The organism is Rathayibacter sp. AY1E6 (assembly GCF_002931115.1).
Taxonomy (GTDB): domain Bacteria; phylum Actinomycetota; class Actinomycetes; order Actinomycetales; family Microbacteriaceae; genus Rathayibacter.
Genome location: NZ_PSVK01000004.1, coordinates 128,459 through 154,346, shown reverse-complemented (window position 1 = coordinate 154,346; position 25,888 = coordinate 128,459). Strand labels below are relative to the sequence as shown.

The following is a 25,888-nucleotide window of genomic DNA, read 5'->3' as shown; positions in this document are numbered from 1 at the left end:
GAGCCGAGCAGCGGTCACCGGCGCCGGGCGGCCGCCGCGGCGTGCAGGGCCCGCAGGAACTCGGGGACGACCGGGTTTCCGGTGTCGCGGGCGAGCACACCGATCTCACGGCTCGCGCCCGGATCGTCGATCGGGATCTCGCGGACGTCGTCGTCGACCGAGGACGGGCTCGGCGGCAGGATCGTGAGTCCGAGACCGGCTGCCGCGAGTCCCCGGGCGGCGCGGTAGTCGCCGACCTCGAACGCCGGCACGGGGTCACGGCCGTCCACGGCGAGCAGGCGCCGGGCCGACTCGTGGAGGCCGTAGCCGGGTGCCAGCATGATCAGGTCGAGGCCGCGGAGGTCCTCCACCGTGACCGAGCGCCGCGAGGCCAGCGGATGACGGGGGTCCACGACCGCGAGGAGAGGCTCCGAGTAGAGGGTCGTCGTGGTGGTTCCGGGGAGATCGGGCGGATCCGCGACGATCGCCAGCTCGGACTCGCCCTCCGCCACGGCCCGCAGGCAGAGGGCTCGGGAGCCGTGACGGAGCCCGAAGCCGACTTGCGGCCAGCGGCGGCGGAACCGGCGGATCACATCCGGCACGAAGCTCTCCCCGAGGAGCGTCTGGAAGGCGAGGTCGATCCGGCCGTGCTCCACGTCGCCCGCCTGCCGCACCTCCGCGAGGCCGGCGCGGATCACCGACATGCCGTCCTGAGCAACCTCGGCGAGACGGGTCCCCGCCTCCGTCAGCACCACCCCGCGGCCCTCCCGGCGGACCAGGGGAGTGCCGACCAGGGCGGACAGCCGGGCGAGCGACCGGCTCGCGGTCGGCTGCGGGATCCCGAGCTCGGCGGCCGCCGCCGTGACGCTCCCGGTCTGGGCGACCGCGACGAGCAGGGGCAGGAGGCGGAGGGTCGCGGGCCAGTCGTCGGACACGCCACCACCCTAGATCCGGACATGACCAGAACGCATGAACAGTACGAGAAAGGACATTAGTCATGCACCCGCAGGCGGTCTACCGTCGGAATCATGAGCACCGCCGCACGCCTCCGACCGATGCGCGCAGCGGCACCCTTCTCGCAGCGGAGGCTGACCATCGCCCTCCTCGCCGCCGGAGTCGCGACCTTCGCCGAGCTCTACGCAGTGCAGAGCGTCCTCCCGCAGCTCGCGCGGGAATGGGCCCTCGCCCCGTCCGACGCCGCGCTCACCGTCTCGGCCGCGACCCTCGGACTGGCGCTCTCGGTGCTGCCGTGGGCCTCGGTGGCCGAGCGCATCGGACGGCTCGAATCCATGCGGATCGCTGTCCTCACGTCCGTGGTCCTGGCGCTGCTCGCCTGCATCGCCCCGACCTTCGAGCTCCTGCTCGTCCTGCGCTTCCTCGGGGGAGCGGCACTGGGTGCCGTCCCGGCGCTCGCCGTCGCGGCGATCCACGACCGGGTCGGAGGCGCCGGAGCGACGGCCGCCGCGACCGCCTACGTCTCCGGGACCACGATCGGCGGTGCCGCCGGACGACTGCTCGCCGGACCGCTCGCGGCGGCGCTCGGATGGCGCGGCGCACTGCTCGTCGTGACGGCCGTCTGCGCGGCGGCGGCGATCGTCTTCGCCGTGCTCGCGCCCCGGGGCGGCGGCGCGCGCGAGGCGGCCCCCGGCGGCTGGCGAGGGAAGACGGCGCAGGTGCTCCGCGATCCGATGCTCGTCGCGATCGCGCTGCAGACGTTCCTCGCGGTCGGCGTGTTCGTCGCGGTCTACAACTACCTGGCGTTCCGGCTCGAGGCGCCGCCGTTCGCGCTGGCGCCCGCGCTCGTCTCCCTCCTCTTCGCCGCCTACCTCGCGGGAACCGTCTCCTCCCGGCTCGCGGGGAGATGGGGGCCGCGGATCGGTCCCCGCCTCGTCATGCGGATCGGCGTCGCCCTGATGATCGTCGGACTGCTGGTGATGCTCGCCGAGAACGTCGCCGTGGTGATCGCGGGACTCCTCGTCTTCACGGCCGGCTTCTTCGCCCTGCACGCGACCGGCGCCGCCTGGACGGGAGCGCGGGCGGCTCCGGCACTCCGCGGGCACGCCGGCGCGGTCTACACGATCGCCTTCTACGCGGGCTCGGCCGCCGGCGGGTGGCTCCTCGGCCTGGCCGTCGGAGCCGGTGGCTGGCCGGCGCTGACGGCGGTGACGATCGGCCTGCTGCTGGTCGGAGCGGGGATCGTCAGCCTCCCGTCGCGCACCACCGCGGCCGGGCGCTGAACCCCCGCCTCCGTCGACCGCACCCCGAGCTCCGCCCGGCACCTCCCCGCAGCGAGCGACGTGCGACATGATGGCCCGACTGCACGAAGCGGGGGACGGCATGGCGCGGAGCACCGGAGCGGACGGCTCCCCACGCGAGAGCGGCGGGACGGACGAGGGCGGCACCGACCCGCGCTACCACGCGGGCTTCCAGCGCGGCTACGACGGACGCGAGGCCGAGCGGCGCGGCAGCGGAGAGGAGCGCCTCCGCTCCCCGTTCCTGTCGGGCGGGACCTCGTGCATCGGGCGATCAGCTGGCCGGCGAGGTGGCGGGTCCGCTCCCGAGCAGGAGGACGTGCGATCGGTCGACGGCCCGACGGGCTCCCGAGTCTCCGGCCGACGGACCGCTCCGGAGCGCGCGAGAGCGGCGGTGCGGGCCGTCCCGACACCCGCGGAGCCGACCGCGCCCCGACCCGCGGAGCCGACAGTCCCACTCCCGACCGAGCCGACCGTCCCGCTTCCCGCCGAACCCGACCCCGCTCCCGGCGACGCGGCACCCGACTCCGGTGACCGTCACGACGCGACCGACACCGACCCCCGCCCCGCTGTCTCCACTCGCCGCATCGCCGGAGCCCTGGCGGTCGTCGGCGGCGTGAGCGTCCTCGTCGGACTCCTCGCCCTCTGGAACAGCTCCCACAGCTGGTACGACTACTCGCCGTCGCAGAGCGCCTTCGGGCCCGAGCAGTACCTCCGCGTGCTCAGCGACAACGCGATCGGACCGTTCCTCACCGTCGGCCTGATCGCGCTCGGCCTGGCGGTCGTGGTCCCGCTGCTGAGGGCTCCCGGCCGATGACGCGGGTCCGCCTGCTCTGGGCCGCCGCCATCGCGGTCACCGTCGTCCTCTGGGCCGCAGTGCTCGCGCTCCCGGTCGTGGTCCTCCTGCTGCCGAACCAGTACCAGGGCGACTCGATCACGGTCCCGCCGGAGCTCTACGTGCGGCAGGCGCTCGCGATGGTCGCGCCGCCGCTCCAGACCGCCGCCCTGGTGATGCTGGGGGCGCTGATCGTCGTCGCGGTCGCGCGGCGCCCGCCGGCGAAGGCCCGCACGACGGAGGCGGCGAGCGGCTGGGACGACGCCGTCCTCCTCGACCCGGACGGCCGCGAGCAGCGCGGGACGGGCCCCGCAGGCCGCTGAGCATCCGCTGCAGGATCGGGAGCACCCGCTGCTCCCCGGTCGGAAGCCGCTCCTCCGGATGCACCCGCCCTTCACGCCGGCAGCAGCTGGAACCGCTTCCGCGCCGCTCCGCCGGCGACGAGGTCCGCGAGCAGCTCGCCCAGGACCGGGCCGAACTTGAAGCCGTGCCCCGAGAACCCGGTCGCCAGAGTCACGCGGCCCACGCGGTCGAGCACGAAGTCCTCGTCGGGCGTGCTGTCGTAGAGGCAGCTGATCGGAGCGGCGCTCGCCGCGTCCACGCCCGGGATCCACTCCGCGACGTAGCCGACGAGGCGGGCGAGCGCTCCGGGCTCGGGCTCGAAGGTGCGCTCGTCCGGATCGACGACGACTCCGGTGCTGTGCTCGCCCACCTTCACCCCGACTCCGGGCGTCGCGAGCCCGTAGACGACGGGCAGGCCGGCGCGATGGTGGGCGAAGCTCGGCCAGGAGTCGAGGGGCAGGTCGGTCGCGAAGTGCGCGGGCTGCTCCTGTGTCACGCGCAGCGGAGGGAGGCGTCGGCCGGCCGCGCGGACGAGGCCGTTCACGAGCGGCGGCGTCCAGGATCCGCCGGCCACGACGACCGCGTCCGCGTCGAGAGCGCCGTCGGTGGTCAGCACGCGCACGTCGTCGGCGCGCTCCTCGATGCCCAGCACCCGCGTCCGCGTTCGGAGGACGGCGCCGCGTCCGAGGGCGGAGTCGAGCATCGCGTCGATCGCGGCCGCCGCGTCGAGGCGTCCGCCCTCGGCGTGCAGCAGGACGTCGGTCTCGAAGCGGAGTCCCGGCCAGCGCCGCTGCGCCTCGTCCGCCTCGATCCGCACCACGGGGATCCCGTCGCGCAGGAGGACAGCCTCGACGGCGGCCAGGACGGCGGGGTCGCCGTGGTCGATCGCGCCGACCGGGTGCAGCAAACGGCGGCCGGTCTCGGCCTCGAGCCGTGCCCAGGCGCGCCCGGCCCGTCCGGTGAGGGCGCGGTAGTCGTCCTCGAGGTAGCCGCGGCGGAAGATGCGCGTCTCGCCGTGGGACGAGCCGCGGTCGTGGCCCCGCTCGAACTGCTCGACGAGCACCACGCGATCGCCGCGCTCGGTGAGGGCGCGGGCTGTCGCCGCTCCGACCAGGCCGGCTCCGACGACGACGACCTCACGGGTCACGGGGTCTCCCGGGAGGCCCGGCGTACGCCGAGCAGGACCACCAGGCGGAGGAACCCGACGAGTCCCATGCCGATCAGCGCGGCGATCAGCATCAGCACGGCGATCCCGGCCACCCAGGTCGTGTCGCCGGTCACCGACTGCGCCGCGAACTCGGTGCAGAACAGCGCCAGCCCCGCGTAGCTCAGGATGAGGACGGTGATCGTCCCGGGGCGGCGGAGGCGCTGCGCGGGCGTCCGCCAGAGGGCCGGCGGCTCGAGCCAGCGGCGCAGCAGCCGGATCACGAGGGTGCCGACGAGGCCGAGGAAGCCGGCCGCGATCAGGATGATGCCCGCGCCGCCCAGCCCCGACGCCTCGACACCGGCCAGCTCGAGGGCGATCCCGATCGCGACGCCGACGGCTCCGGCGCCCCCCGCGATCATGGCCGCCCACACTCCGAAGCCGCCGCGGAGAACGCTCTCACGCTCGGGACGTGACGGGTCGGCGTCCATCGGACGCTGCTGACGCGGACGGATCGGCGCAGGGGGAGCCGACGCCGGCGCTGCTGCCGGAGCGGCCGCGGCCTCGGACACGCCCCAGATCGGAGCGGCGTCCGGCGTCTGCGACTCGATCACGTTCTCGCGCACCGGCACGTAGCGCAGCGGCGCGTCGATCCGCACCTGCGGCCGCCCGCGCACGACGATCGTCGCCCCCAGGTCGGCCCCGCGCTCCAGCGCGACGGGTCCGAGGAGGAGCCCGACCGCCGGATCGATCCGCCACGCGTCCGACCGGGGAGCCGACCCGTACCACTCCGCCGACACGGCCCCGCCGAGATCGACCGAGATCGGCCGCCCGTCGCTGTAGCTCGTCACCGGCACGAGCGAGCGGCCGGAGTTGCGCACCCGCGCGCCCACCCGCCACCAGTCGTCCCCGGCGTGCGTCAGCCGCACCTCGACGTCGACCAGCGACGCCGGCACCGCCCGCCGCCGTCCGATGACCACCGCGACAACCGCGAGCCCGGCGATGACCAGCCCGCCGAGCAGGCCGACCACTCCGATGAAGATCTCCATGGGAGCAGTCAAGCAGGCGCGGGTCGACGGCGCGGGCGCGACGAGGTGGCCTCCGGGAGGCTTGATCCCGACCGTCGACGCCGTCGCTCCGCGCGGCCGCCCCGTTCCCGACGCTCCGCCCGACCGTCGAGCCCGGAGCGGGTCACTCCGCATACTGAGGAGGCGCGTCGCGTCGACCGCATCGCGGGTCTCGTCGCAGGAGGGGGCGATCATGCGCCACTGGTCGGCCGCCCCCGTGCGCCGGCGCCCTCGTCGACGGGCCGGTGCGGTCCTCGCTCTGCTGGGGGCCGCGGCGCTCGCCGCCGCAGCCGTCGCGCTGTCGGACACGGCGGGAGGAGGCGGACCGGAGGCGGTGTCCTCCTCGGCCGATGCTTCTGCGGCGTCGAGCAGTCCCGCTGCTCCCGTGCCGAGCAGCCCCTCGGCGGACGTCGAGCCGTCCGCTCCACAAACGGAGCCGTCCACTCCGCCCCTCGCGACGCTGGCCGCTCTCGCCTCGGTCGAGGGCCCCGCCGCCGTCCCCTACGACCGCGACCTCTTCGGGCAGGCGTGGTCGGACGTCGACCGCAACGGCTGCGATACCCGCAACGACGTCCTCGGCCGCGACTTGCTCGCCCCCGTGTTCAAGCCCGGCACCCGCGACTGCAAGGTCCTCACCGGCACCCTGATCGACCCCTACGACGGCGCCTCGGTCGCCTTCGTCTCCGGGACCGACACCTCCCGCCTGGTGCAGATCGACCACGTCGTCGCCCTCGGCTGGGCGTGGCACCACGGCGCCTGGTCGTGGACGGACGACCAGCGCCTGGCCTTCGCGAACGATCCCGCGAACCTCGTCGCCGCCTCCGAGCAGACGAACCGCGCGAAGAGCGACGCCGGCCCAGGGGAGTGGCTGCCACCGGCCGCGGAGCTGCGCTGCGGGTACGTGGAGCAGTTCGTGGCGGTGCTTGGTGCGTACGGGCTGGGGATCGACGCTCGGGATCGTGCGGCGGCGGAGGCGGTGCTGGCGGGGTGCGGGGGGTGAGGGGTGGACGACTGCATCGAGCGCGACAGCTCATCCGGGCACGTCGGTCTTCAAAAGGTACGACCACACCGACGAATCCGCGAGAACCTTCGATATTCGAAACACACTGTGCAGCTCCGTCAGCGGACCTCAGCCACAGCTGCTTCCTGCGCTGCGCTGACGAGGGGCTGGAAGAAGCCGTTCTCGCCGACGAGTGAACTCCGATCTAGAAGCAGATTCAGCGATTCGCAGGACGTCTCCGGCGCCATCAAGCAGGAGTGGCACGCGGCAAGATTCAAGCCGTCGATGCTCTGCGGGGAGGACTCGGCACAGACCGGATCGTTGGCGCACCATGTCATGGCCGTCAGCGCATTGACGACCGCCTCGGGAAGGCGGTCATGCTCTCCTTCTCGAGCAAGACCACCGAGCGTGCCCGCCGTACCACCGGTCGTCGTGTAAACGAGGATCCCGTAGTCGCCCGGCGAGGCGTAGACCCTCTCGCGAAGAGCGGGAGCGGTGTAACCCGCTGTGTGCGCCAGCCTCGCCATCACAACATGGGCGAAGGAATGCAACATCAGGTACTGCGGAGAAGGATCGGCGAGCCGCGATCGGAGGTTGGACGCGTCATGATTCCGCCGCAAAGCGTCGTACCGATCCGCTGTCGTTCGGCGGTTCGCCCAGTCATCGACCGGTGCGGCAGCGAAGCGGATGAAGACACCTTCTCCGTAGTTCTCCACCGCTGGAAGCCAGCTCTTGGAGATCGTGGAGACAGGTACCGACGGGACGAGTACGGAGTCGGGCTTGTATCTGCGGAACCCGACCGAGGCGCGGACCTCACGCAACCTGTCGACGATGACCACGGCGTCGAACGTTCGTGACAAGACGCCACCGACCTCGCCGGCTCCGGTCATCTCGTCAGTTCGGGTCACGAAATCCTGGGTCGCCGCTGATCCGTGCTGTGCGGCGTGGAACGCCTCGAATTCCTCCTCGAGGATCGAGCGACTGACTTGCGCGTGATCGAACGACGGTCGTCCGGATCGCAACTGCAGCACCGCCTCCACCGACACGTCGAGGTCGTCAGCGATCATTCGAGCGATCTGATCGATTTTGCCCGGCGCTTGGGCCGCGAGCAGCGCTTCGTGCATCAGATGGGAGCGGATGGCGTCGGTCGCCTCATCGGCTCTGGAAGGAACCCACGGAATGTCGATCGCCGACACCACGTCACCGAACCTGACGTTGGTCGCGCCGCGTTGCTGGGCGTCCAGCGGCTCACCACAAGACGTCTCTTCGCGACGACGGTCCCACGGCTGTCGTCCTCGACAGGTGTAGCCGTCGCGAGCCAGCCCGTTCTTGTTCAAGTCGCCGAGAGAGCGGCTGCGGCCGCAATCGCATTCGACGCGAAGCGCCGAAAGGCCTGCGCCTCGCCCGCTCGTCGCGAATCGCAGCTTCGGGCTTCCGCACATTTCTCCGAGACGATGGGCCCACCGGTCCCAGGGCACGTCTTCTGCATGTCCTCTCGTCGTGCAGAGCAGGACGAAACGCATCGGAACGAGCCGGCCCGCACAGTCCGGGCACGTCGGCGCAGAACCGCCCTTGACGTTGTCCGACGCCTTCCACTTGTGCATCAGGCTGCATCTGTCGCAGAACATCCACGCCGGGAATCTGGTGAACTCGAGGGCGACCGACGTCTGGTCCTGGTCGTCGTACACGGGAGCGGACCGCAACTCGCTCACCTTTCGCCCTTCGATCTCCAACTTCTCGAGAAGGCGAGGGCAGTCGACCGCGGGCAGCGCCTGCGGTGAGGGCCAGGACTCGCCCGTAGGAACCATGAAGGATTCCCCGAGGATGTCCACGATCGCTCCTGGTCCGAAAGGAGCGATGGTCTCGGTGAGCCGCAGAGTACGCGCGTCGACCACGCCCTTCCGTGTCCATCTCTTCCCACCATCACCGGTCACGACTTCTCTCCCCAAGCTTTGATCCGGACGACCGCGTCGACCGTTCGCATCGAGTTCATCGCAGGCCATCCGATCCCGGCCTCGTCGAAGTTCTTCAGGAGCCGCTCGTTCGGCTCGGGGGCCTCGTAGAGGAGCTCCTCGTTCGTGTCTCGAGCGTTCTGCGCCCGACGACCCCATTCGGCGATGGCGCCATCGAGCTCCCACCGGGACGCTTCGGATTCTCGCGGGTCGGAGACGCCTATGTGCTCGAGGAGGAGGGTGTACGCCTGCCTCACCGCAGCGGAATCGACCTCGAATCGACGAGCCGCGTCGTTCTGCCGCAACGACAGTTGCCTCACGAGCATCGCGAAGGCGGCTCGCAGGGACCGCTGACGCGCCTGGAGAGACCACGGCGTCACTGACGCGGGCTCGACGAAACGGTAGTACGAGTCGTGGTAGACGCCGAAGCTCTCGAAGACGGACCGGTCTCGCGGCTTGTGGCTACGGAACAACGTGATGACGATTCCGGGCACGGATCCGCGCCCGACTCGACTCGTTGCCTGGATGTACTCGGAGGTGGATTTGGGGTGGCCGTTGACGAGCATCAGTCCGAGTCGGTCGACGTCGATGCCGACGGAGAGGATGTTCGTCGCAGCTAGCGCGTCGATCACTCCGTCAGAGCCGGGACCCTCGCCGAGGCGGTTCAACAGCTCGATCAGCTCGGAGTCCCGCACGTTGCTGTTCAACTCCTCCACGGCGTACGTCCTGGCGGCCGATGACGTCAACTGCGCGCGACGGTCGAGATCACTCTTGACATCGTCACGGAGGATCGTGACCGTGCGGCCCAGCTCTCGAAGGCTGTTGTGGTAGAGGACCAGCGTCCAATAAGCACTTCTCTGCGCGCCGGTGAGGCCGAGCGCGTCCGGCGCTGAGCCCGCCTCGATCGCGAGCCTGCCGAGGGCCCAGGCCGGGCTGTGCGCCTGAGGCATGATGCCGATGTAGGTGCGGCCGGGGCGGTCCCGGTCGGGCTCGGCGAAGAAGCTGTCGTCGGCGTTCAGCCCGCTCGGAGGAAAGACGGCAGTCCGCGGTCGAGCGAAAATCCCGCGTACTTGATCCGACGCAGCCCGTACAGTCGCCGAAGACGCCACGATCTTCGGTGGCCGGCCGTTGGAGGACAACATTGCGGAGATGGCTGCCTCATAGGTGCCGACCACGGTTCCGAGGGGGCCGGAGAGAAGATGAAGTTCGTCTTGGATGACCAGGCTCGGCGGACGGTTCTGTGTTCCCAGACCCAGCAGTGTGCCTGCCGTCGCGAGACGCGAGAGGCGAGCGAACTTGTCGACCGTTCCGACGACCATGGTCGGCGGGTGCGCATACATCGCTTCGTCGACCACCTGCACTGGTAGGCGCTTGAAGAAGGGGCACTGTGCTCGAGTGCAGTGGATGCGGAAGGAGGACTTCGTCGCGTCGAAGCCGTACTCGTCCCAATTCGAGCTACGTTCCTGCGGAACCAGGGAGGTGTCACACCACGGACACTCGCGGATCTGAAAGCTGTTCTGGGGACGATGTTGACCGCGCAGCAGCTCGAGGCGTTCCTTGGCCTGCGCGAACGTGTTCGGCGTTGCGTTCTTCCCCACCCAGAGGCCGACGGAGAACTCCGCAGTCCCCCGAAGGAGAGGCTCATCCACCCTCATCAGCTCGAGGGCGCAGAACAGCCGAGACGCACGCTGGAACTGCTGTGCAGTCAGGAGTCGCATCGTGTAGCGGGTGATTACTGCCGTGCCGCCTCCGTGGATCGGTTCGACCAGGCGACGCCGGATCATCTCGATCGCGGCGAGCCCGAGATACGCCTCCGTCTTGCCGCCTCCCGTCGGGAACCAGATGAGATCGACGAGGTCCCTATCGGGATGCTGAGGGTCGGTCGTGGAGCAGAGTCCGACCAGAATGAACGCGAGCTGGAAGGGGCGCCAGGACGGCTCTTCGTCCACGACCGGAACGCGGCCACGGAGCATCTGGTCCCGCATGGCTCGATTCCCGAGCTGGAAGGACTGGAAGATCGTCTCATCCGAGGCGAGGAGGTCGACGCCCTCGGACATGCGTCTGACGGCGGACGTCATCTTCTCCAGAAGCGATGAAGCGGTGCGTCGATCATCGAAGCCGCCAGCCTCTTCTTGTCGCGCCTCTACCCAATCCGAGTATTCGTCGATGAACCGGCGAAGGCCGTCGATGACGTCGGTGCGAGCGACATCTCGATCGGAGAGACGATCCAGCCGGAGGAAGGAAGCGGACGATTCCCGAGCTTTGATGGCGGGTACTGTCTTCACGGGAATCGTGACGGAGCGCAAGCCCGCGGGCTCACCCGGTGTCTCGTCCCACTGGACAGAGACCCCGTGTCCGACGCCGTAGGTACGCCGCCCGCGATACCTCAGGCGTAACTCATCCTCCTCGGGATCCCGAGTGAAAGAGAGGGCCTCAGGGTACGGGTGAAGACGGCCGCCGACGACCTCGCAGCCGAAGCCGACCTGGAACAGGCAGTCCGCGCTCGCGGATTTCGCCCTGCCCTCCTCGACCTCACGAGCGTTCGCGAGGGAAACGGTCGTCAATGTCAGACCGCCGAAAGGGCGATTCCGCCAGTCGATTCGAGCTCGGCCGTCGAAGACGAGAACCGAGCCGGCGAGAGCCTCGGAGGAGATCGGTACAGTCGCGGGCGGCAGAGGCGATCGACGCCATCCGTCCCCTTCGATCGGATAGAGCGCGGCTTCGACCTGCACGGCCAACGACTCACCGTCGTGGAGGAACGACATGCCCATGGTACTCGGTGCCCATCCGAACGCGCTCGTCAAGTCGAGGCCGTCCTCGGATTCCTCTTCTTCCGCTGCGAATCCACCCACCACCTCTTCATCGGGGAGAAGGTCTGATCGCAGAACCGCGTCCTCGTCCATGGAGAGGGAGAGTTCACCTCGACCACTGCGTCTCTCGGTCGGGTAAAGAGTTCCGACCAGGTAGGCGTACACCGGATCCTGGTCCAAAAGCTCATCGCTACCGCCCCTGGGCCCCAGCCAGGCCGACCGAAGTGTCTCCACCATGGCGTCGCGGCTCTGTTCCATCGTCGGTTCCGCCGTCACGACCGGTCCTCCCAGAGGTAGTCGAACTCGGTATAGGCGAGATCTGCGCCGAATTGATCGAACGTGTCAGCTACATTCACAATTGTGCAGACATCTGTTCCGCCGTTCTTTGGGCCTCTCAGACCACGTCCGACCATTTGGATGTAACGGTTCGGGCTGAAGGTCGGGCGTGCGATGTACAGGGCTCTCACTGTCGGAGCATCGAAGCCCTGTGTCAGGAGGTCGCAATTTATCAGGAACTGCGCTGCGCCGGACTTGAATCGCTCGATCGCTGCTCGTCGAGCGGGACGCCTCATTTTTCCGTCGACCGCCTCCGCAAAACGGCCCTCGAGCCGAAGTAGGGAAGCGATCAGGTGCGCCGAACTCACTGATGGGGTAAAAACGACTATCGGCCAGTCAGCGGGCTGAGCAAGGAGATCATCGAGCAGCAACTGAGTTCGGTTCAGGTCGGAGCCAATTTTATCCAAGAGAGAGCCGTTGATCTTTTTGAGTTTCCGCAGGTCGGCCAGTTCCTGTGTATCCGGGTTGTAATACCCTCCGTTAAGCACTCGATGCTCAACGTCCGAGAGTACACCACGCTCTCGCAGCTGGGCGATGGCGGTTTCGGTGGGAAAGGCCTCCAGGCGGCGCTCGCCGAATCGCAGAGCCAGTGTGTGGTTGCTCTCGACGCCACGGCCTTTGAAAGCAGTCGCGGTGAGTCCGAGTAGCGGCCGGGGGGTCACATTTGCGGTTAATCCCAGCCAGGCGAGAATTTCTGTATATGTCTTCGAAGTCGCGGTGTGCGCTTCGTCGATAATAACTAACGCTGGCTCGGAGAGCCAATGTAGCGACTCTCGTCGCATTACAATCTGACTCCGGAGCTTGTCGTCGATCGCAACCACGATTTGGAAGTCCGCATCTGCCTCCTCCACGGAGTACCTATCCCAAAATCGACTGATCTCTAGAACTCGGGAGTCACCGAGCGCTCTCCATACGTCCGTCCACGTTTGTATGGCTTGCTCACAGAGTTCCTCCGATTGAGCTATCCAAAGAATCGGGCCGTTCAAGTGCCCTTCAAGCATTAAGCGCACGACCGCTTCGACGCTGACGCGCGTCTTGCCTGCGCCGGTCGGCAACGTCATCAGTGCTCGCTGGGCACCACTGGGTTCGAGAATGAGATCTCGGATTTGAGCAGCCAAGTCTTCTTGGAAGTCGTGCAGTGCGGAGAGCTCAATTCGGCCCTGTATCTGTACTGATGCGGCCTTCGTCGCCTTCTGTGATCCGGCGTAGGCAGAAGGAAATCCAAGGTTTTCTACGAATCCACGCGCCGAATCGCTCCCTGCAAAATTCGAGGGGACATCGTCGAGATATTGGAGCTGTTCGTGAATGATCCAGAGTGCCTCTTCCCGGAAGATTTCGATGAAGACGTCTGCAATTCTATTGTCGGGTTGTAGCCCCTGCCGCTTCTCGACTATCTCTAAGAAGCCTTGAGGAAGTTTCTTGCGGAGGGTCTCGACACCCACCAACAGGAGAAGACGGGCGCCGTCGGACGCGGCGGACCTGCACTGATCTATCAGTTCCGATTTGCGAAGAGCTTCGTCTTTTTTTAGCACCGAGGAGACTTCATCGAGGTTCCAGCCAAGATGAAAAAGTCGCGATATTTCGATAAGGGTTTCAACGTGGTCGAGTTCCGCATCAATCGACATCAGCTTGCGGTCGTCTGATAGGTTGCAGCGTAGGCGCTGCTCAGTACTTCCGCCGGGCCCGGAGAGCCGACGAATTATGCGGGGACTGCGGGTTACTTTTGCGTTCTCGAGTTCCAGGTAGCGAAACCTGAGGGATGGATAGACGTCGACGATGAGCTCAGGAGGCGTACCGGGCTCGCTCTCCACGGACTTTGCAAGAGCAACTTGCGCATTCGCCAGGCGCCATTTATCCGCAATTAACTGCGCTCCAGGAACGCTCGCAGGCAGCCAGGGGATCCCAAGAATGTCGAGATCGATCGTGTCGTCTTCGCGCGCAAGATATACGGATCCGGTCGGCGCCCAAGTAACTAAGCCTTTAGAGTAAGCAGGAATTCTGTCAGGGCGGTCTTCAAGGATTGAGGCGATACTGGCGACGAATTCCACCAGGATGCTCTCTTCGAGAGTCGCACCATCTTCAATAACATCGGGTGAGAATGAGGCTAAGAGTAGCCCCTCCGGCACGTCGACAAGCAGGTCGGGGGCAGCAAAGAATTCGGAGATCTGTCGGCTCGCCACCGGCAAAAATGCACGAAACCGCGCGAGTCCATTCCCGACGAATTCGGACGCCTTGCGGAATCCGTTAGAAGTCCGGACCCGACCGTGGGTGCTGAGGACCCAGCGTTCAAATGAGAAATGTGCCGCCGATGCTTTAGTTCCGCCGAACGCGACGGCTTGGTATACGTGCTTCGCCTCGGCTCCTGCTTCAATGATGCCATGTGTCCAAGCGGCCGCATCCTTCGGGGAGTCGACAAGCGAGGGTAGTATGTCAAGTGGCCCAAACGCTGTCAGGCCGCTGAAATCCACGTAATCCATGCGGAGGCTCTCGGAGCGAAACGCCGTGACGAACTCTGAGACCAGCCATTTTCGGTAGCCGATGAAGAAATCGTCTCTATCGACTGGAGCGCGGCGGGGTGAGTCTCTAAGGCACCCCGCCGAGAGGAGCATATTGATTGGTACGCCTAGAGCCGCTGCTCGCCGCTCCTTCGGAATGCCGGAGAACGGCGGCGAAGCGAATAGGTCCTCTGCCGCTCGAACTTCTCCGGTCTCTGATAGTGCCTTTATGTCAGTTCGTAATCTGAGGCTGTTGAGCGTGTCCACGGATTCGATGCGTTCAGAGGCTTCAATGAGATTCCAGAACATTATCCAGTCAGCATCTGGAGACCGTTTGCTTAACCGTGCAGCAAGGGCTTTCAAAGCAGTCGTAGCGGATGCGCTCCTCATTCCCAAGTCTGCCAAGAGCTTGTGAACAGTTTCATCTCGGGCGAATCGATCGTCGAGTGTTGGGATTCCTCCTGGAGATTCGAATCCGTCGACGGGAAGTAGGGCTGTTTCGAGCGCAGATTCGATCGGCATCAGTCCCGCGGTGGTCGGAACGATCGCGGCGTGCCGAACGGCGTCGTCGCCGCGAGTCCGTTTGAGCGCACCGACGATTTTGAGGCAGGCGACGAGAGCTGCCGGCGTTCCGACCGCGGCGAGCTCCTCCAGCCATTGATCGAGACGGACCTCGCCGCCGGTGCGTTCGCCGGACTCCCTTGTCAGTGTTCGCAATCGGGAGGAGCGAGTCCGTGTCCGATAGCAACTCGAATGCGGAGTATCGATCCGAGAGATCTGCTCCTGCCAGAGCGCGACGATCTGCTCCGTGGCGGGTGCTGCGCGGCCGTCGTCCTCGTCGGCCGCTTCGGGGAACCTGGAGAACTCACCTGGCGCCCGTAGTGCTCCCGAGGCGTCTGGAATGATCTCGCGGAACCGTGCGAGGCGTGGAATGGCCTCGGAGAGCCTGTGATCGCCGGGGCCCCGGACCTCTCGTCCTCGTCCAGGGAAGAGGTCCAGATGAGCCGCCGGGTCCTTCGGATCCGATGAGCGGATCGCCACATCGAGGAAGAGCTCGGCGCAGACGTCCAACATCTCTCCGTTGAGGCGGCTTCCGGCGAGCATCGTCGTCCGGTCGTCGTTGACCTGCCATGGTGCATTGAAAATGCCGCTGGCGGTAGTGAGATCGTTGAGAGGGAACCACGCCCAGAAGTGCCCGAGGCCGGCTCGGACACCGGGCGGTACGGCGTACGAGACGGTCATGGCGCTTCTTCGCGCCGTATCCGGCAGAGTCGCAAGAGTCTCCGGGGACGGCTCGAACCGCCTGTCGGCCACAAGCCAGCGGACCTTCTTCCCGCTCGGCCCCATGAGGAAGACCTCACCACGATCAGAAGCGTCCTCGCGTACGTGCCGCACCCTGGTCAAGGTGCCGTCGGCGTTCTGCGTGGATACGGCGAGTTCGCTGATCGAGCGCATGAAGAGCAGCAGCTCGGTGTTCAGACCGAGGAGTTCCTCTCTGATCCGCGGGCCGCCGGAGACCAAGGGGATTTTGATGACGGTCGACGCCCAGCCGAGCAACTCGGCCAGATGCGGATCCTCGGCCTGCGCCGCAACGGTGTCGATCGGAGTCGGTACACGCATCACAGGAAGGCGGCCGGACTGCGACTGCATCCCCTCGAAGAGCTCGACGACGTCGTCACCGTTGAACTGGAAGGACGCCTCCCTGCTGTGGATCTGCGGATTGTTCGTGATTCCGAGGAGAGACTTGAATCCCAGGCCGAATCTCCCGATCTCGTCGCCGCGCTTCTCGCTGAGGAACGCCATGGAGACCGCTCGTACACCGTCCCGGGTGAATGGTGCACCCTCGTTCGCGCAATACAGGGCTCTGTTGGCGACTCTCAGTTCGACTCGGCCGGGAGTGGATCCCAGGGCGTCGGCGGCGTTCTGGAGCAGCTCGCTCACCTGGCGGGTCCCGTATCCGCCGAAGCGGTAGCTGTCCTCCTGCCGAACATGTTCCTCCATCAGATCCCGATTGCGACGATAGGTGTCGATCGCCGTCGCCTGCAGCTCCAGCACGTAACCGTGCAGGTCAGCCACCCGTCCGTCATCCATCGAGGGTCTCCTTGTCCTGGCGCTACTGCTGGTGTGTGTACTGAGATGAGAACTCGGCCGATCGGTGGGCGGTGGCCGAGAAGGATCAGGAACCGCGATCCGAGCCGTCGTCCGAGCCGCCGGTACCGTGGCCGGCGAGCTGTTGAAGGATCATCCTGTCGAGGACATCGATGTCGACGAGCCCGTAGAAGTCGACCATGTGCTCCATCCGGCCGGCCGCGGTCTGCATCGGGGCCAGTCGCGACACGGCGAGTACCTCTTGCAGAGGCACCTCCAGAAGGCGCCGGACCCCCAGCGGTCGGATGCGGAGTGCCGGCGTTCCCGCGATGCGCAGGGTGCGTTGGGACCCGAGGAGGGGGATCTCGAAGTCGTCGGCTTCGATGCGGCGGGAGTCGAGCAGTGAGGCGATCGCTCCGTTCATCACCGCGTCCGCCGATCCGAGGATGGACTCGTCCTCCACAGTGCCCGCGATCAAGCGGCGGAGGCGCGATTGCAGGACGGGTCCTTCCGCCGCGATCGCCGCTTCGACCACTCCTTCGAGCGCGGACTCTTCGAGCAGCTGCGTGGCGGACAGGGCGGCGGGACGGACGTAGGCGATGTACTCCGGTTCGACGAGCCCGAGTGCACGCTCGGGAACCTGTTCCTCGGGGACGACGGAGACGGAGGCGCCGATGGTGCTTCCGGTGTCGTGCGACGCGTTCAGGCCGCCCGTCACCTGGAGGGTCGACTGCTCGACGACCTCGTCCGCCAGGGCGCGGATCTCGTCCTCGTCGAGGGCGGGCGTCTGGACGAAGGCGAGGAGTCGGCGGATCCTCTTCGTCGCGTCCCGGACGATCGCCCGACGATCACCGGTGACGGTGACGAAGGACCGGGCGAGCGCGCGCACGAGGGCGCTGTCGCCGCCGATCGACCGACGCTCGAACAGTTGGTTGAGGTCGCTCTCCGACAACGGGCCGAGCAGTTCGGGCTCCTGTCGGAACGCTTCGCCCTGCCACCACAGGCGAGCCCAGGTGTGACGGGTCAGGTCGCTTCCGATCCACCGTTCTTTGTTGCGGTGCCCGAACCGCCATTCCGTGACGTCGGGCAGCACCGCGAACGAGACGAAGGACCAGACGTCCCCTGTCGCCGCTTCGGCGAACGGCACGTCGATCAGCTCGCGGACCACGAACGCGGCCTCACGGTCGAAACGCCCGAGGTCGTCTCCTGCGGAGTCCGGGAATCCGTGGCTCTCCGCGAGAGCGGTGACCCGCTCCCGAAGGGTCTCGAACTCCTGCTCGTCGGCGCGGTTCCCGATCGCGCGCCAGTGGGCGTCGCGGATCAACTGCCGTCCGCTCGCGGACCCGTCGTTCTTGACCCGGTCCCATTCCCCTGCCGCGATCGCCCTGCTCAGCCTCGGCCAGATGATCACGAGAGCTGCCTTCCGACGCCGAGCGTGCGCACTTTCGACATGATCGCCGCCCGCCACATCGCCAGCTCGGAGGGGACGACGGGGACGGATCCGAGGTCGTCCGCCCGGGTGAGGAGTGAGCGGAGCACGTGACCGACTGTCTCCTTCTCCCAGTCGTTCTCCATCAGGTCGTGCTGAAGCATCGAGGCGGACTCCAGCAGCAGTCCGAGAACGCCTTCCTCGAGGCTGTCGAGCAGCATCTTCTCGCGGTCGGTGGGCCTCCTGGATCCGATGGCCTTCGTGAGTTCCGCATCGCGCTCGTTGATCTGCAGCCGGAAGCCCGCGAGGAAGGCCTGGTCCAGCTCCTGAGACGTCTCGAGGTGCCAACTGGCGGCGTTCGGAAGTCGCGTCTTGACGAAGTCGACGACCTCGACGGGGAACATGCCGATGGTGCCTTCGAGTGCCACCGAGTACCGGCGCTCAGCCAGCACGGAGCCGCGACGGCGGGCCGTCCCGGCTCCGACGTCCGCGTTCGGCAGAGCGACGACGGCGGTGGTGATCTCGACCTTCCCGTCGAGGCGGGCTCCCGGCATCGTGACCGTGAAGTCGGTGACTCCGGCGTCCGCGAGTGGAATCCGGGGAGCGGCCGCGCGGAACCTACTGGACGAAGAGGACCAGGAGACGGCGAGCGCCATCTCGCGCAGCGTCAGACCGGTCTCCGTCTCGACGGCGCGAGGGTCGATCTCGACGGAGCCGCGGACCACCAGGTCGATCGAGGGGTCCCACCCCTCGATCTCGTCCCGGAGAGGAACCCACGCGTCCCCGTCGAGGAGATCCGGCGCCGACCAGCTGATCGTCGCGGGTGAGGGTGTGCGATAGGGCGCGAGTGCGTCCGCCATGTCAGCTCTTCCAATCCACAGTGAGACGCAGGGCGGCGTCGTCGACGATCGTCACGGAGAGCCACCACCGATCCGCCGCATCCGTCTGCGGCGACAACACGGGTCCCTGAAGGACGGAGGTGTCGCCCTCCTGCCGACGCCAGACGAAGTCGGGCGCTGCGGCGCCTTCGGGCGGGTCGTCTTCGAGGCCACCGCCGTCGAGGACGACCTGCGCCGAGGCGACCACGGTCTGCTCGTCCTCCGACGGGGGGACCTCGACCAACGCGCGCAGGACAGCGATCCCGTCCTCGACCACGACACTCGGACCTTGGACGATGCGCGGCTTCGTCGCGCGCCGACGCCGAGAGCCGCCGCCCCCGCCGCCTTCACCGCCGCCTCCCGAGCGCTTGTCCGCGACGGGACCGTCGGACCCGGCACCCGTCCCCGAGAAGCTGCGAGTGACGGAGCCGAGACGGGCGGCCAGTCGACCGAGGCCCGCCGTCTCTGTGGAGGACTTGAACGTCTTCTTCGGTCCCGTCTCCTTCTGGATCGCCCCCCGGAGGAATGCGCCCAGATTGTTGACGACGCCGAGGTCGGTGCCGCGCAGTCCGGCCGGTACCCACGCGTCATGAGTCGGAGGTTCGGCACGACCGAAGACGTCGTCGGCCTCTTCGGACCCGATGAAGACACCGGAGTATCCGAATCGAGGGTCGGGGTGCTCTTCGCCGATGAAGTAGTCGACGACGAGTTCGACCCTGCGCATCCGTGCGATGTGACGGCGTGGCCCACTGATCGGACATGCCGCGTCGAACTCGTCGTCCTCGGAGGGAACGGCCGGGGACAGCTGCAGTGCCATCGTTCCCACGTCGAACGGCGCTCGCTGGCGGGTGTAACGGTGGCCGTCGAGTCGACGGGCCTTCTCGAGGGCCATCGCGAAGGGTGCGACCGTCGGAATCCGATCGGCTGAAGGGACCGCTTCCTGCTTCCCGTCGACACTCGTGGAGAGGAGGAGGACTCCTTCCGGCGCGGGGACCGTCTTCGGCCAGAGGTGCCAGACCATGGAGGAACGGAGGAAGGCGATCGCTTCATCGACGGTCCTCGGTCGTTCCGAGTCGAACATCCCCAGGTCGGGGTCGATGATGACGACGTCCGTCCCGTGCTCGCCCTCGGTGAATCCCGGCAGCCCCAGTCGCGCGGACAGGTCCGCCGCTTCGAACCCCGTCACCGGGTCGGGCACGCCGTCCACCACGTCGCCCCACCAGTGACGGCCCGTGTAGACGTCGTTCCCGTCCATCCACTTGTGCGTCATCGCTGCGCCCATGACTCGCCGGCCGGCCTTGCGATCGACCGCGTGGGTGTCGACCAGGATGGCGCTCGCCCGACTGACCGAGTAGTAGATGCCCTTGCCGAAACCGTAGGTCCCGCCCCCCAGCGACTGGTTCCGTGGCTCGCCCACGTTGCGGAGGAACTGGACGAAGTCGGGGCGCTCGTCCTCCTCGACGCGTGCATCAGCGCGCGCGGGACCACCGAGTCCCACGGTCCCTCGATCGCTGACCGTCATGACGAGAGTGTCGGGGGTCCATTCGGTCTTCTCGAAGAGTCCGCTCTCCGTCGGAAGCTTCGACTCGAAGTTCTCCTGCCACACAGCGGCACGATCACCGAGGCGGGAGATGTCGATGGAGAACCGGACCTCGAGCCCGGCCCGAGCGTCCCAACTGTTCTGAGCGGCTTCTCTCGCCAGGACGGTGAGGGGATCGAGTCTGGGCTGACCGAGTTGCTTCTTGATGCCGTCGGCCGCTGCCGAGCCTTCCGGCGCGAAGCGCTGGGACCACCATTCAGGCATGGAGGACCTCCTGCAGGAGTTCGTCGACACCGCGTGCCGAGGCGAAGGGAAGAAGCGCGGCGGTCCGCAGTCGATAACTCACGTCGGAGTAGTCCTCCTCGGCACTACCGGGCAAGGGGACGAGTCGGGGTGTCGTGTCTTCGACATCGAGCACGATGACGGAGCCCGTCCGGAATCGAGTCAGTGGAGGACCGTCGACCGCGGTCGACAAGCCGAGTAGAGCGAGCGGTCGGTCGAGATCGACGTCGTGAACCTCGCGGAGTCGCGCCGCGGTCTCGAGGACGGTGGCACCGTCCTCCGCTTCGAACACCTCGATCAGAAGGAGGTGCAGGCTTCGCCCGTCGTGCCTCGCCAACTGTCGGAGGCCGTGGACTTCGATGGAGTCCGAGTCCGCCACGGCCTTGACCTCGACGCAGCCGGAGGGGAACTCGAAGTCGTGCGGTTCTCGGAAGGGCCCACGCCAGGCGTCCGCGACGGTCGCGTCAATGCTCAGAGCCCGATCGAGAACGGCGAACTCCGCCGCGATCCCCATCTGCTCGATGAACGACAACCGCTTCCCTCGCTCCAGGGCGAGAAGACGCCGCCATCGGTCGATCGCTTCGAGAGCCGCCGCGCCCGCTGACCGCGGGTCGTCGACGCTCGCGATGACGTCCTCGATGAGGAGGTCGAACTCCGCGTGCACGGAGGAGTCGCCGCACGCGACGTCCAGGACGATTCCGCTGTCGACGCCGAAGGCCAGGTGGCGAACGGCGAAACGAACGGCGTCCCCGTCCCCCGGGAGCGACTGAGGTGCGATGACGAGAGGGACGAAGAGGTGACGTCGACCGTCACCGTCCACACCGAGACGGACACTTCTCGGACCCACGTCCTTCATCGGGAAGGACTCGAGCCGATTCCCCGAGGGACGGACGAGGACCGCCCAGGCGCCGACGGTCGTTCCCGTCGGACTCACGCCGTCGTTTCCGCTTCGGTGTCCTCATCGACGCCTTCGACGCGATCGTCGGGCTCCTCGATCTCCATGTTCGACAGATCGACCGAGACCTTCGTCGCCGCGACGACGAGCTCAGGGGAACGCTGGCCCGGGAAGACGACGCCGATACCGACCGGGACGACCTCGGCGTCCATGGACAGGCGGAGTCCGTCCCTGCCGCCCAGCGCCCCACCCTTCGGAGCGATGAAATAGAGGACGAGCAGACCCTCCGCGCGGGCGACGGGATCGAGGTCTCTGAGCCGGATCAGGTCCTCCTCACTGGCCTTGCGCGCGTCCTGACGGGACAGACCGAGATCGGCGACACGGTCCTCCTTGCTCATCAGGGTCTTGATGTCGGCCCCCTCGAAGCTCTCCTTCCCGTTCACCCGGCCGCGCGTGACCATGTGCACGTCGAGATCCCCGACCTGGACGGGCTCACCCTCCGGGCTCTCGACGATCGCGACGGACCACGTCTCGAGGCTCTTCTCTTCAGCAGTGGTGCACTTCTCGATGTACTGCCGCATGAGGTCGGGATCGACGTCCTTCGACTCCGTGTGCACCGAGTAGTCCGACAGGAACCTCTGAACCAGATCCACCGGAACGTGACGGTAGAGTCGCGCTCCTGTCGCTCCGGTCTCCAGAGGTCGTTCCGATCGTCCGCACGCGTCGAGGAGTGCGGTCGCGGCGTCGAGGTTGTTCTGCAGCCACGTCCGGTCGTGGTTCCGGAAGTACCGCGTCTGGAAGCGCCGCCCCTCGAACGACACGAATCGAGGGGAGGCGGCCCCCATCTTCGCGGTGATCCGCAGCGCCGGGTGCGTACTGATACGGACAGCCGCCTGTTCCGGCGTGATGTCCTCCCGCTGGAATCGGTCGATGTCGTCGCGCATCTCGTACTCGACCCGGGAGAGATGGCGGAAGTTGTCCTGCAGCTCCGCCGTCATCCAGATCCGGGGCAGGTCCTCGTAGCCGGTCCGGTAGCCGAACCAGCGCCCCATCTGCATCAGAGTGTCGTACGCGCTGGCGGCTCGAATGAAGAAGCTGACGACCAGTCCTTCAAGGGTCAGGCCGCGCGAGAGAGTGTTTCCACCGACGGCGATGACGACCTGCGAGGGCCGGGAGTTGTAGTCGAGGCGGTCGGTGCTGCGGAAGTTGTCGAGGACGACCCGGGACTCGTCGACGCTCGATCGCAGGAACGGGAGGATCTCGTCGAACGTCGAGACGGACTTCGTAGGATCCTCGAGGGGCACTCGCGTGCTCTCCGTCGCCCAGAGTGCGCGCAGTCGATCCTCCGTCCCGGACCCTTCAGTGGCGAGACCGAGCGCTGTGGCGCCCCGGTACTGCTCGATGACCGGTTTGAAGGCCTCGTGCACCGACGTCTTGACCGTGGTGTGCACCAGCATCGAGCTGTGGTCGCGGTCGCCGCGTGCTCGACGGGCAGCCGTCGCCAGCCAGAACCAGTCGAGCGCGTCGGCGAACTCGGCGGTCACCTCCGGTACGAAGGTCGCGGCGTCCTTGGTGCCGGGCCGCAGTTTCGCGACGTCGTCGTCCGGCACGATCCGGACCATGTCGTATCCGTCTTCGGGCTGATCGGTCGATGCCAGGTCGGACGTCACCGTGTCACGACCGAAGATCTTCTCGGGTCCGAAGTAGCCGTCCGGCCTGGGCAGGCTGAGGATGAAGTCCCGCGGGTACAGATCGCTCTTGTCGTAAGGGTTGATGAAGACATTGGCGAAGGGAGTCGCGGTGTAGCCGATGTAGGTCGACTTGGCGGCGAGGCCGAGCAGATCCGTGATGAGCGGATTGATGGTCGACGTCTCAACGGACGCCTGGTCCGCCTCGTCGTCGATCACGAGCATCGGGCGCTCCCGGAGCGCCGTCCGGGCCCCGTCCGTCTCGAGCCACTTCTTCAGCTTCCTCAGGACGGAGGCGTTCTTCTTCACCACCGCGACTCCGGTCTTGTTCCCGGAGAGGAGCGCAGCAGCGTCGAACGGAGGGAGTCGGAAGTCGCGGTCGAGCTCGGTCAGTCGGAACCAGTCCTTCGCCGGAACCCGCGCGAGCGCTTCCTCCAAGCGCATCTGCGTCTGCTTGCGGAGGGCGTTGTGGATACCGGAGAGGACGATGATGAGCCCGTACTCGAGATCGGCCATCTTCGCCGCCGTGGCGAGGAAGTTCGTCGTCTTGCCGCTCTGCACGTAGCCCACCACGAGACCGCGGGTACCCCAGCCGGCCTTGTCGGGTCGTTCGGTGTGAGCGACGACCTTGTCCGACGAGCTGTTGACGCTCATCAGGCGGTCGTCGTTCCAGCCTTCCGAGCGGAACTGCTCGTACAGACCGCTCCAGAACTTGTCGTCCGGGGTGGGGCCCGGGTACCAGTCCGCCTTGCCCGCGGCGATGATGACCGGTCCGCCCGTCACCACTTTCTTCTTATCCGCTTCGAACCGATCGCGGAGCTGGGCGAGTACGCCCGCGTCCAATACACCTGACATCGATTCTTCTGCGGCCTCGACGCCGTGCCGGCGCGCGTACGAGGCGAACATTCCGTAGAACATGTCGATGCTGATCGAGACCACTTATCCTTCGTCGGACGATGATGCTCGTGCAGCCTATTGAGGCCCACCGACATGGGCAACTCGAAGTCGAACCGGTTCAGCTCGATGAAGCGGCATTCGAGTCGACCCTCAGAAAAGTGAGATCGAATCCGCTTCGCGAGGACCGGCGACGAGGACGTCGCCGTCCAACGCGCCGATGAGGTGAGTCGCGATCGCAGCGCCGAGCGGGATGGGCACGGCGTTACCGATCTGCTTCGCGATGGCCGTCCGGGACCCGACGAATCGGTAGTCGGTGGGGAAGCCCTGCAAGACGGCCGCTTCGAAGAGGGAGATCGACCGCATCGCTTCGGGGTGCAGGTAGCGGCCCTTCTCCGGCTTGAAGAACTCGGTCCTGATGGTCACGGCCGGCTTGTCCCAGTGCAGCCGTCCCATCACGTCAGCCGAGCCTGTGCGGTGGTTCCTCCAGCAGTTCGCCTGCAGCTCGTAAGGGAGGTCGAACCGATTACCGCCGGGCGGGATCCGGGCGAAGCGCTGGAGGGAGAGTGATGAGTAATTCCTCCCGGTGTGCAGTTCGAGACCGGAATACGGACCCTTGAGCAGTCTTCCCGCGAACTCGATCGACCGCTCGGGGAGGTCTCTCTCATCGATGGTCTCGAAGGAGATCCGGTGCTCTGCCATCAGAGCGTCGCGAACGGTCCGGTGACGTCCGAGGTGGGAGGGCTCGGGGAAGCCCGGCGTGACGAGATCGCGACGGTGACCGATGAGTACGGCGCGCTTCCGTGCCTGAGGAGCGCCGTGGTCGGCGGCGTTCAGGATCCGGCACTCGAAGGCGTAGTCCTCGAGGACCTCTCCCGGCTGTACCGCCGCTTCGAACTCGCGGAACTGCGGCGACTTCATGAAGGCGGCGACGTTCTCTACGACGAAGTACTTCGGCCGCACGCGACTGATCGTCTCGGCGTAGGTCTTCCAGAGGTCGTTCCGCTCGTCCTCGACGTCCTGCTTGCCGAGGGTGGAAAAGCCCTGGCAGGGCGGACCGCCGATGACGATGTCGATGTCCGTCGGCATCGGCGCGTCGGCCAACCAGCTCTGAATGCTTCCCGCCCAGGCCTTGCCCCTGCCGAAATTGGCCTCGAAGGTCGCAGCGGCCGCGATGTCCCACTCGACAGCCGCGACCGTCTCGATTCGGGACGAGGCGGAGTGGAACCCTGCGGTGAGGCCGCCCGCGCCGGCGAACAGATCGAGGGTTCGAATCGGGCCGCGTTCCATGTGACAAACGTACTGTGACAAACGCACTGAAAACGGCGGCACCGCAGGCCCGAGGCGGTGGATCCTCTTACGCTCGGATCATGTCCTGGGCTTCGAGCGACGGCGTCCGGCGCTCGATGCGCAGCAACCGCGGCCGAGACACCAAGGCGGAGCTCCGCATCCGATCGGCGCTCCACGCCGCGGGACTGAGGTACCGCCTCCAACGCAAGGTGCCTGGGTCGTCCCGGCGCACCATGGACGTCGCCTTCCCCCGACAGCGCATCGCGGTCTTCGTCGACGGCTGCTTCTGGCACGGTTGCCCGGTGCATCACACGGTGTCGAAGACCAACGCCGGCTTCTGGGCGGAGAAGGTGACGAGGAATCGCGAACGGGACCGCGACACCGACCGATTACTCCGAGAGGCAGGCTGGATCGCACTTCGTTTCTGGGAGCACGAGGACCCCGACGAGGTCGTCCGGGTCGTCACGGAGACGGTCGCGTCCCGACGAGTTCAGTGACGCTCCCGCCTACAAACCCCCTCTTTGACGCTCCACCCACCCCCGTGTTACGTTCGCTCCCGGACATGTGACTGGTCGTGCAGGCAGGATCCGACGAAACGCGTATTGAGCGTCGTCGGGTCCTTTTTTTGTGCCCGGACGCCTCCTGACGCTCCGCCGGAGCACCGATGACGGTGCCGGAGGGGGCGGGGACGG

At 67.0% G+C, this 25,888-nt stretch carries 17 protein-coding genes; 5 read left to right on the top strand and 12 right to left on the bottom strand.

What is annotated here, in order from left to right:
* Positions 1-14: 14 nt before the first annotated feature.
* Entirely contained in the window at positions 15-914 is a 900-nt protein-coding gene (locus C5C46_RS05850; protein WP_104225991.1) for a LysR family transcriptional regulator, read from the bottom strand.
* A gap of 93 nt (positions 915-1,007) precedes the next feature.
* Between C5C46_RS05850 and C5C46_RS05845 the strand changes: the two genes are divergently transcribed.
* The 3 genes from C5C46_RS05845 to C5C46_RS05835 all read left to right on the top strand — a co-directional run bounded on the left by C5C46_RS05845 (position 1,008) and on the right by C5C46_RS05835 (position 3,389).
* The gene (locus C5C46_RS05845; RefSeq protein WP_104225990.1) at positions 1,008-2,216 is read left to right on the top strand and encodes an MFS transporter; all 1,209 of its coding nucleotides are present in this window, start codon (positions 1,008-1,010) and stop codon (positions 2,214-2,216) included.
* A 631-nt stretch (positions 2,217-2,847) separates the two neighbouring features.
* Positions 2,848-3,048: a hypothetical protein gene (locus C5C46_RS05840; RefSeq protein ID WP_104225989.1), complete on the top strand. Its 201-nt coding sequence runs from the start codon at positions 2,848-2,850 to the stop codon at positions 3,046-3,048.
* Positions 3,045-3,389 (top strand): hypothetical protein, encoded by a 345-nt coding sequence (locus C5C46_RS05835; protein WP_104225988.1) that lies wholly within the window; start codon positions 3,045-3,047, stop codon positions 3,387-3,389. The genes C5C46_RS05840 and C5C46_RS05835 overlap by 4 nt, the downstream gene beginning before the upstream one ends.
* Before the next feature lie 71 nt (positions 3,390-3,460).
* On the opposite strand, the gene C5C46_RS05830 is transcribed toward C5C46_RS05835, so the two are convergent.
* Together C5C46_RS05830 and C5C46_RS05825 are read right to left on the bottom strand one after the other, a co-directional pair.
* The gene (locus C5C46_RS05830; protein WP_104225987.1) at positions 3,461-4,555 is read right to left on the bottom strand and encodes an FAD-dependent oxidoreductase; all 1,095 of its coding nucleotides are present in this window, start codon (positions 4,553-4,555) and stop codon (positions 3,461-3,463) included.
* Positions 4,552-5,601, bottom strand: a complete 1,050-nt coding sequence (locus C5C46_RS05825) for a hypothetical protein (protein ID WP_104225986.1) — start codon at positions 5,599-5,601, stop codon at positions 4,552-4,554. The genes C5C46_RS05830 and C5C46_RS05825 overlap by 4 nt, the downstream gene beginning before the upstream one ends.
* 211 nt (positions 5,602-5,812) lie before the next feature.
* Here C5C46_RS05825 and C5C46_RS05820 point away from each other — a divergent pair, with 211 nt between their 5' ends.
* Positions 5,813-6,619: an HNH endonuclease family protein gene (locus C5C46_RS05820; RefSeq protein ID WP_104225985.1), complete on the top strand. Its 807-nt coding sequence runs from the start codon at positions 5,813-5,815 to the stop codon at positions 6,617-6,619.
* Positions 6,620-6,738: 119 nt separating this feature from the next.
* Here C5C46_RS05820 and drmB read toward each other — a convergent pair whose 3' ends face one another.
* The 9 genes from drmB to C5C46_RS05775 form a co-directional block, all read right to left on the bottom strand.
* Positions 6,739-8,622: a DrmB family protein gene (drmB, locus tag C5C46_RS05815; RefSeq protein ID WP_258059360.1), complete on the bottom strand. Its 1,884-nt coding sequence runs from the start codon at positions 8,620-8,622 to the stop codon at positions 6,739-6,741.
* Positions 8,550-11,657: a helicase-related protein gene (locus tag C5C46_RS05810; RefSeq protein ID WP_104225983.1), complete on the bottom strand. Its 3,108-nt coding sequence runs from the start codon at positions 11,655-11,657 to the stop codon at positions 8,550-8,552. The genes drmB and C5C46_RS05810 overlap by 73 nt, the downstream gene beginning before the upstream one ends.
* The gene (locus C5C46_RS05805) at positions 11,654-16,303 is read right to left on the bottom strand and encodes a DEAD/DEAH box helicase (protein WP_104225982.1); all 4,650 of its coding nucleotides are present in this window, start codon (positions 16,301-16,303) and stop codon (positions 11,654-11,656) included. The genes C5C46_RS05810 and C5C46_RS05805 overlap by 4 nt, the downstream gene beginning before the upstream one ends.
* Before the next feature lie 85 nt (positions 16,304-16,388).
* On the bottom strand, positions 16,389-17,711 hold the full coding sequence (locus C5C46_RS05800; protein ID WP_104225981.1) for a hypothetical protein: 1,323 nt from the start codon (positions 17,709-17,711) through the stop codon (positions 16,389-16,391).
* Positions 17,708-18,589 (bottom strand): hypothetical protein, encoded by an 882-nt coding sequence (locus tag C5C46_RS05795; RefSeq protein WP_104225980.1) that lies wholly within the window; start codon positions 18,587-18,589, stop codon positions 17,708-17,710. Before C5C46_RS05795 ends, C5C46_RS05800 begins: the two co-directional genes overlap by 4 nt.
* 1 nt (position 18,590) lies before the next feature.
* Entirely contained in the window at positions 18,591-20,441 is a 1,851-nt protein-coding gene (locus C5C46_RS05790; protein ID WP_146078939.1) for a hypothetical protein, read from the bottom strand.
* The gene (locus C5C46_RS05785; RefSeq protein ID WP_104225978.1) at positions 20,404-21,363 is read right to left on the bottom strand and encodes a PD-(D/E)XK motif protein; all 960 of its coding nucleotides are present in this window, start codon (positions 21,361-21,363) and stop codon (positions 20,404-20,406) included. The genes C5C46_RS05790 and C5C46_RS05785 overlap by 38 nt, the downstream gene beginning before the upstream one ends.
* Positions 21,360-23,951 (bottom strand): Z1 domain-containing protein, encoded by a 2,592-nt coding sequence (locus C5C46_RS05780; RefSeq protein ID WP_104225977.1) that lies wholly within the window; start codon positions 23,949-23,951, stop codon positions 21,360-21,362. Before C5C46_RS05780 ends, C5C46_RS05785 begins: the two co-directional genes overlap by 4 nt.
* Before the next feature lie 108 nt (positions 23,952-24,059).
* Positions 24,060-25,196: a DNA cytosine methyltransferase gene (locus C5C46_RS05775; RefSeq protein ID WP_104226076.1), complete on the bottom strand. Its 1,137-nt coding sequence runs from the start codon at positions 25,194-25,196 to the stop codon at positions 24,060-24,062.
* 14 nt (positions 25,197-25,210) lie between these two features.
* Between C5C46_RS05775 and C5C46_RS05770 the strand changes: the two genes are divergently transcribed.
* Positions 25,211-25,693: a very short patch repair endonuclease gene (locus C5C46_RS05770; RefSeq protein WP_258059359.1), complete on the top strand. Its 483-nt coding sequence runs from the start codon at positions 25,211-25,213 to the stop codon at positions 25,691-25,693.
* Positions 25,694-25,888: the final 195 nt, after the last annotated feature.

Excerpts from the sequence above, each read along its gene's own strand:
- C5C46_RS05835 (WP_104225988.1), top strand. The coding sequence starts at position 3,045 with ATGACGCGGGTCCGCCTGCTCTGGGCCGCCGCCATCGCGGTCACCGTC.
- C5C46_RS05825 (WP_104225986.1), bottom strand. The coding sequence starts at position 5,601 with ATGGAGATCTTCATCGGAGTGGTCGGCCTGCTCGGCGGGCTGGTCATC.
- C5C46_RS05845 (WP_104225990.1), top strand. The coding sequence starts at position 1,008 with ATGAGCACCGCCGCACGCCTCCGACCGATGCGCGCAGCGGCACCCTTC.
- C5C46_RS05805 (WP_104225982.1), bottom strand. The coding sequence starts at position 16,303 with ATGGATGACGGACGGGTGGCTGACCTGCACGGTTACGTGCTGGAGCTG.
- drmB (WP_258059360.1), bottom strand. The coding sequence starts at position 8,622 with ATGGCCTGCGATGAACTCGATGCGAACGGTCGACGCGGTCGTCCGGAT.
- C5C46_RS05820 (WP_104225985.1), top strand. The coding sequence starts at position 5,813 with ATGCGCCACTGGTCGGCCGCCCCCGTGCGCCGGCGCCCTCGTCGACGG.
- C5C46_RS05795 (WP_104225980.1), bottom strand. The coding sequence starts at position 18,589 with ATGGCGGACGCACTCGCGCCCTATCGCACACCCTCACCCGCGACGATC.
- C5C46_RS05775 (WP_104226076.1), bottom strand. The coding sequence starts at position 25,196 with ATGGAACGCGGCCCGATTCGAACCCTCGATCTGTTCGCCGGCGCGGGC.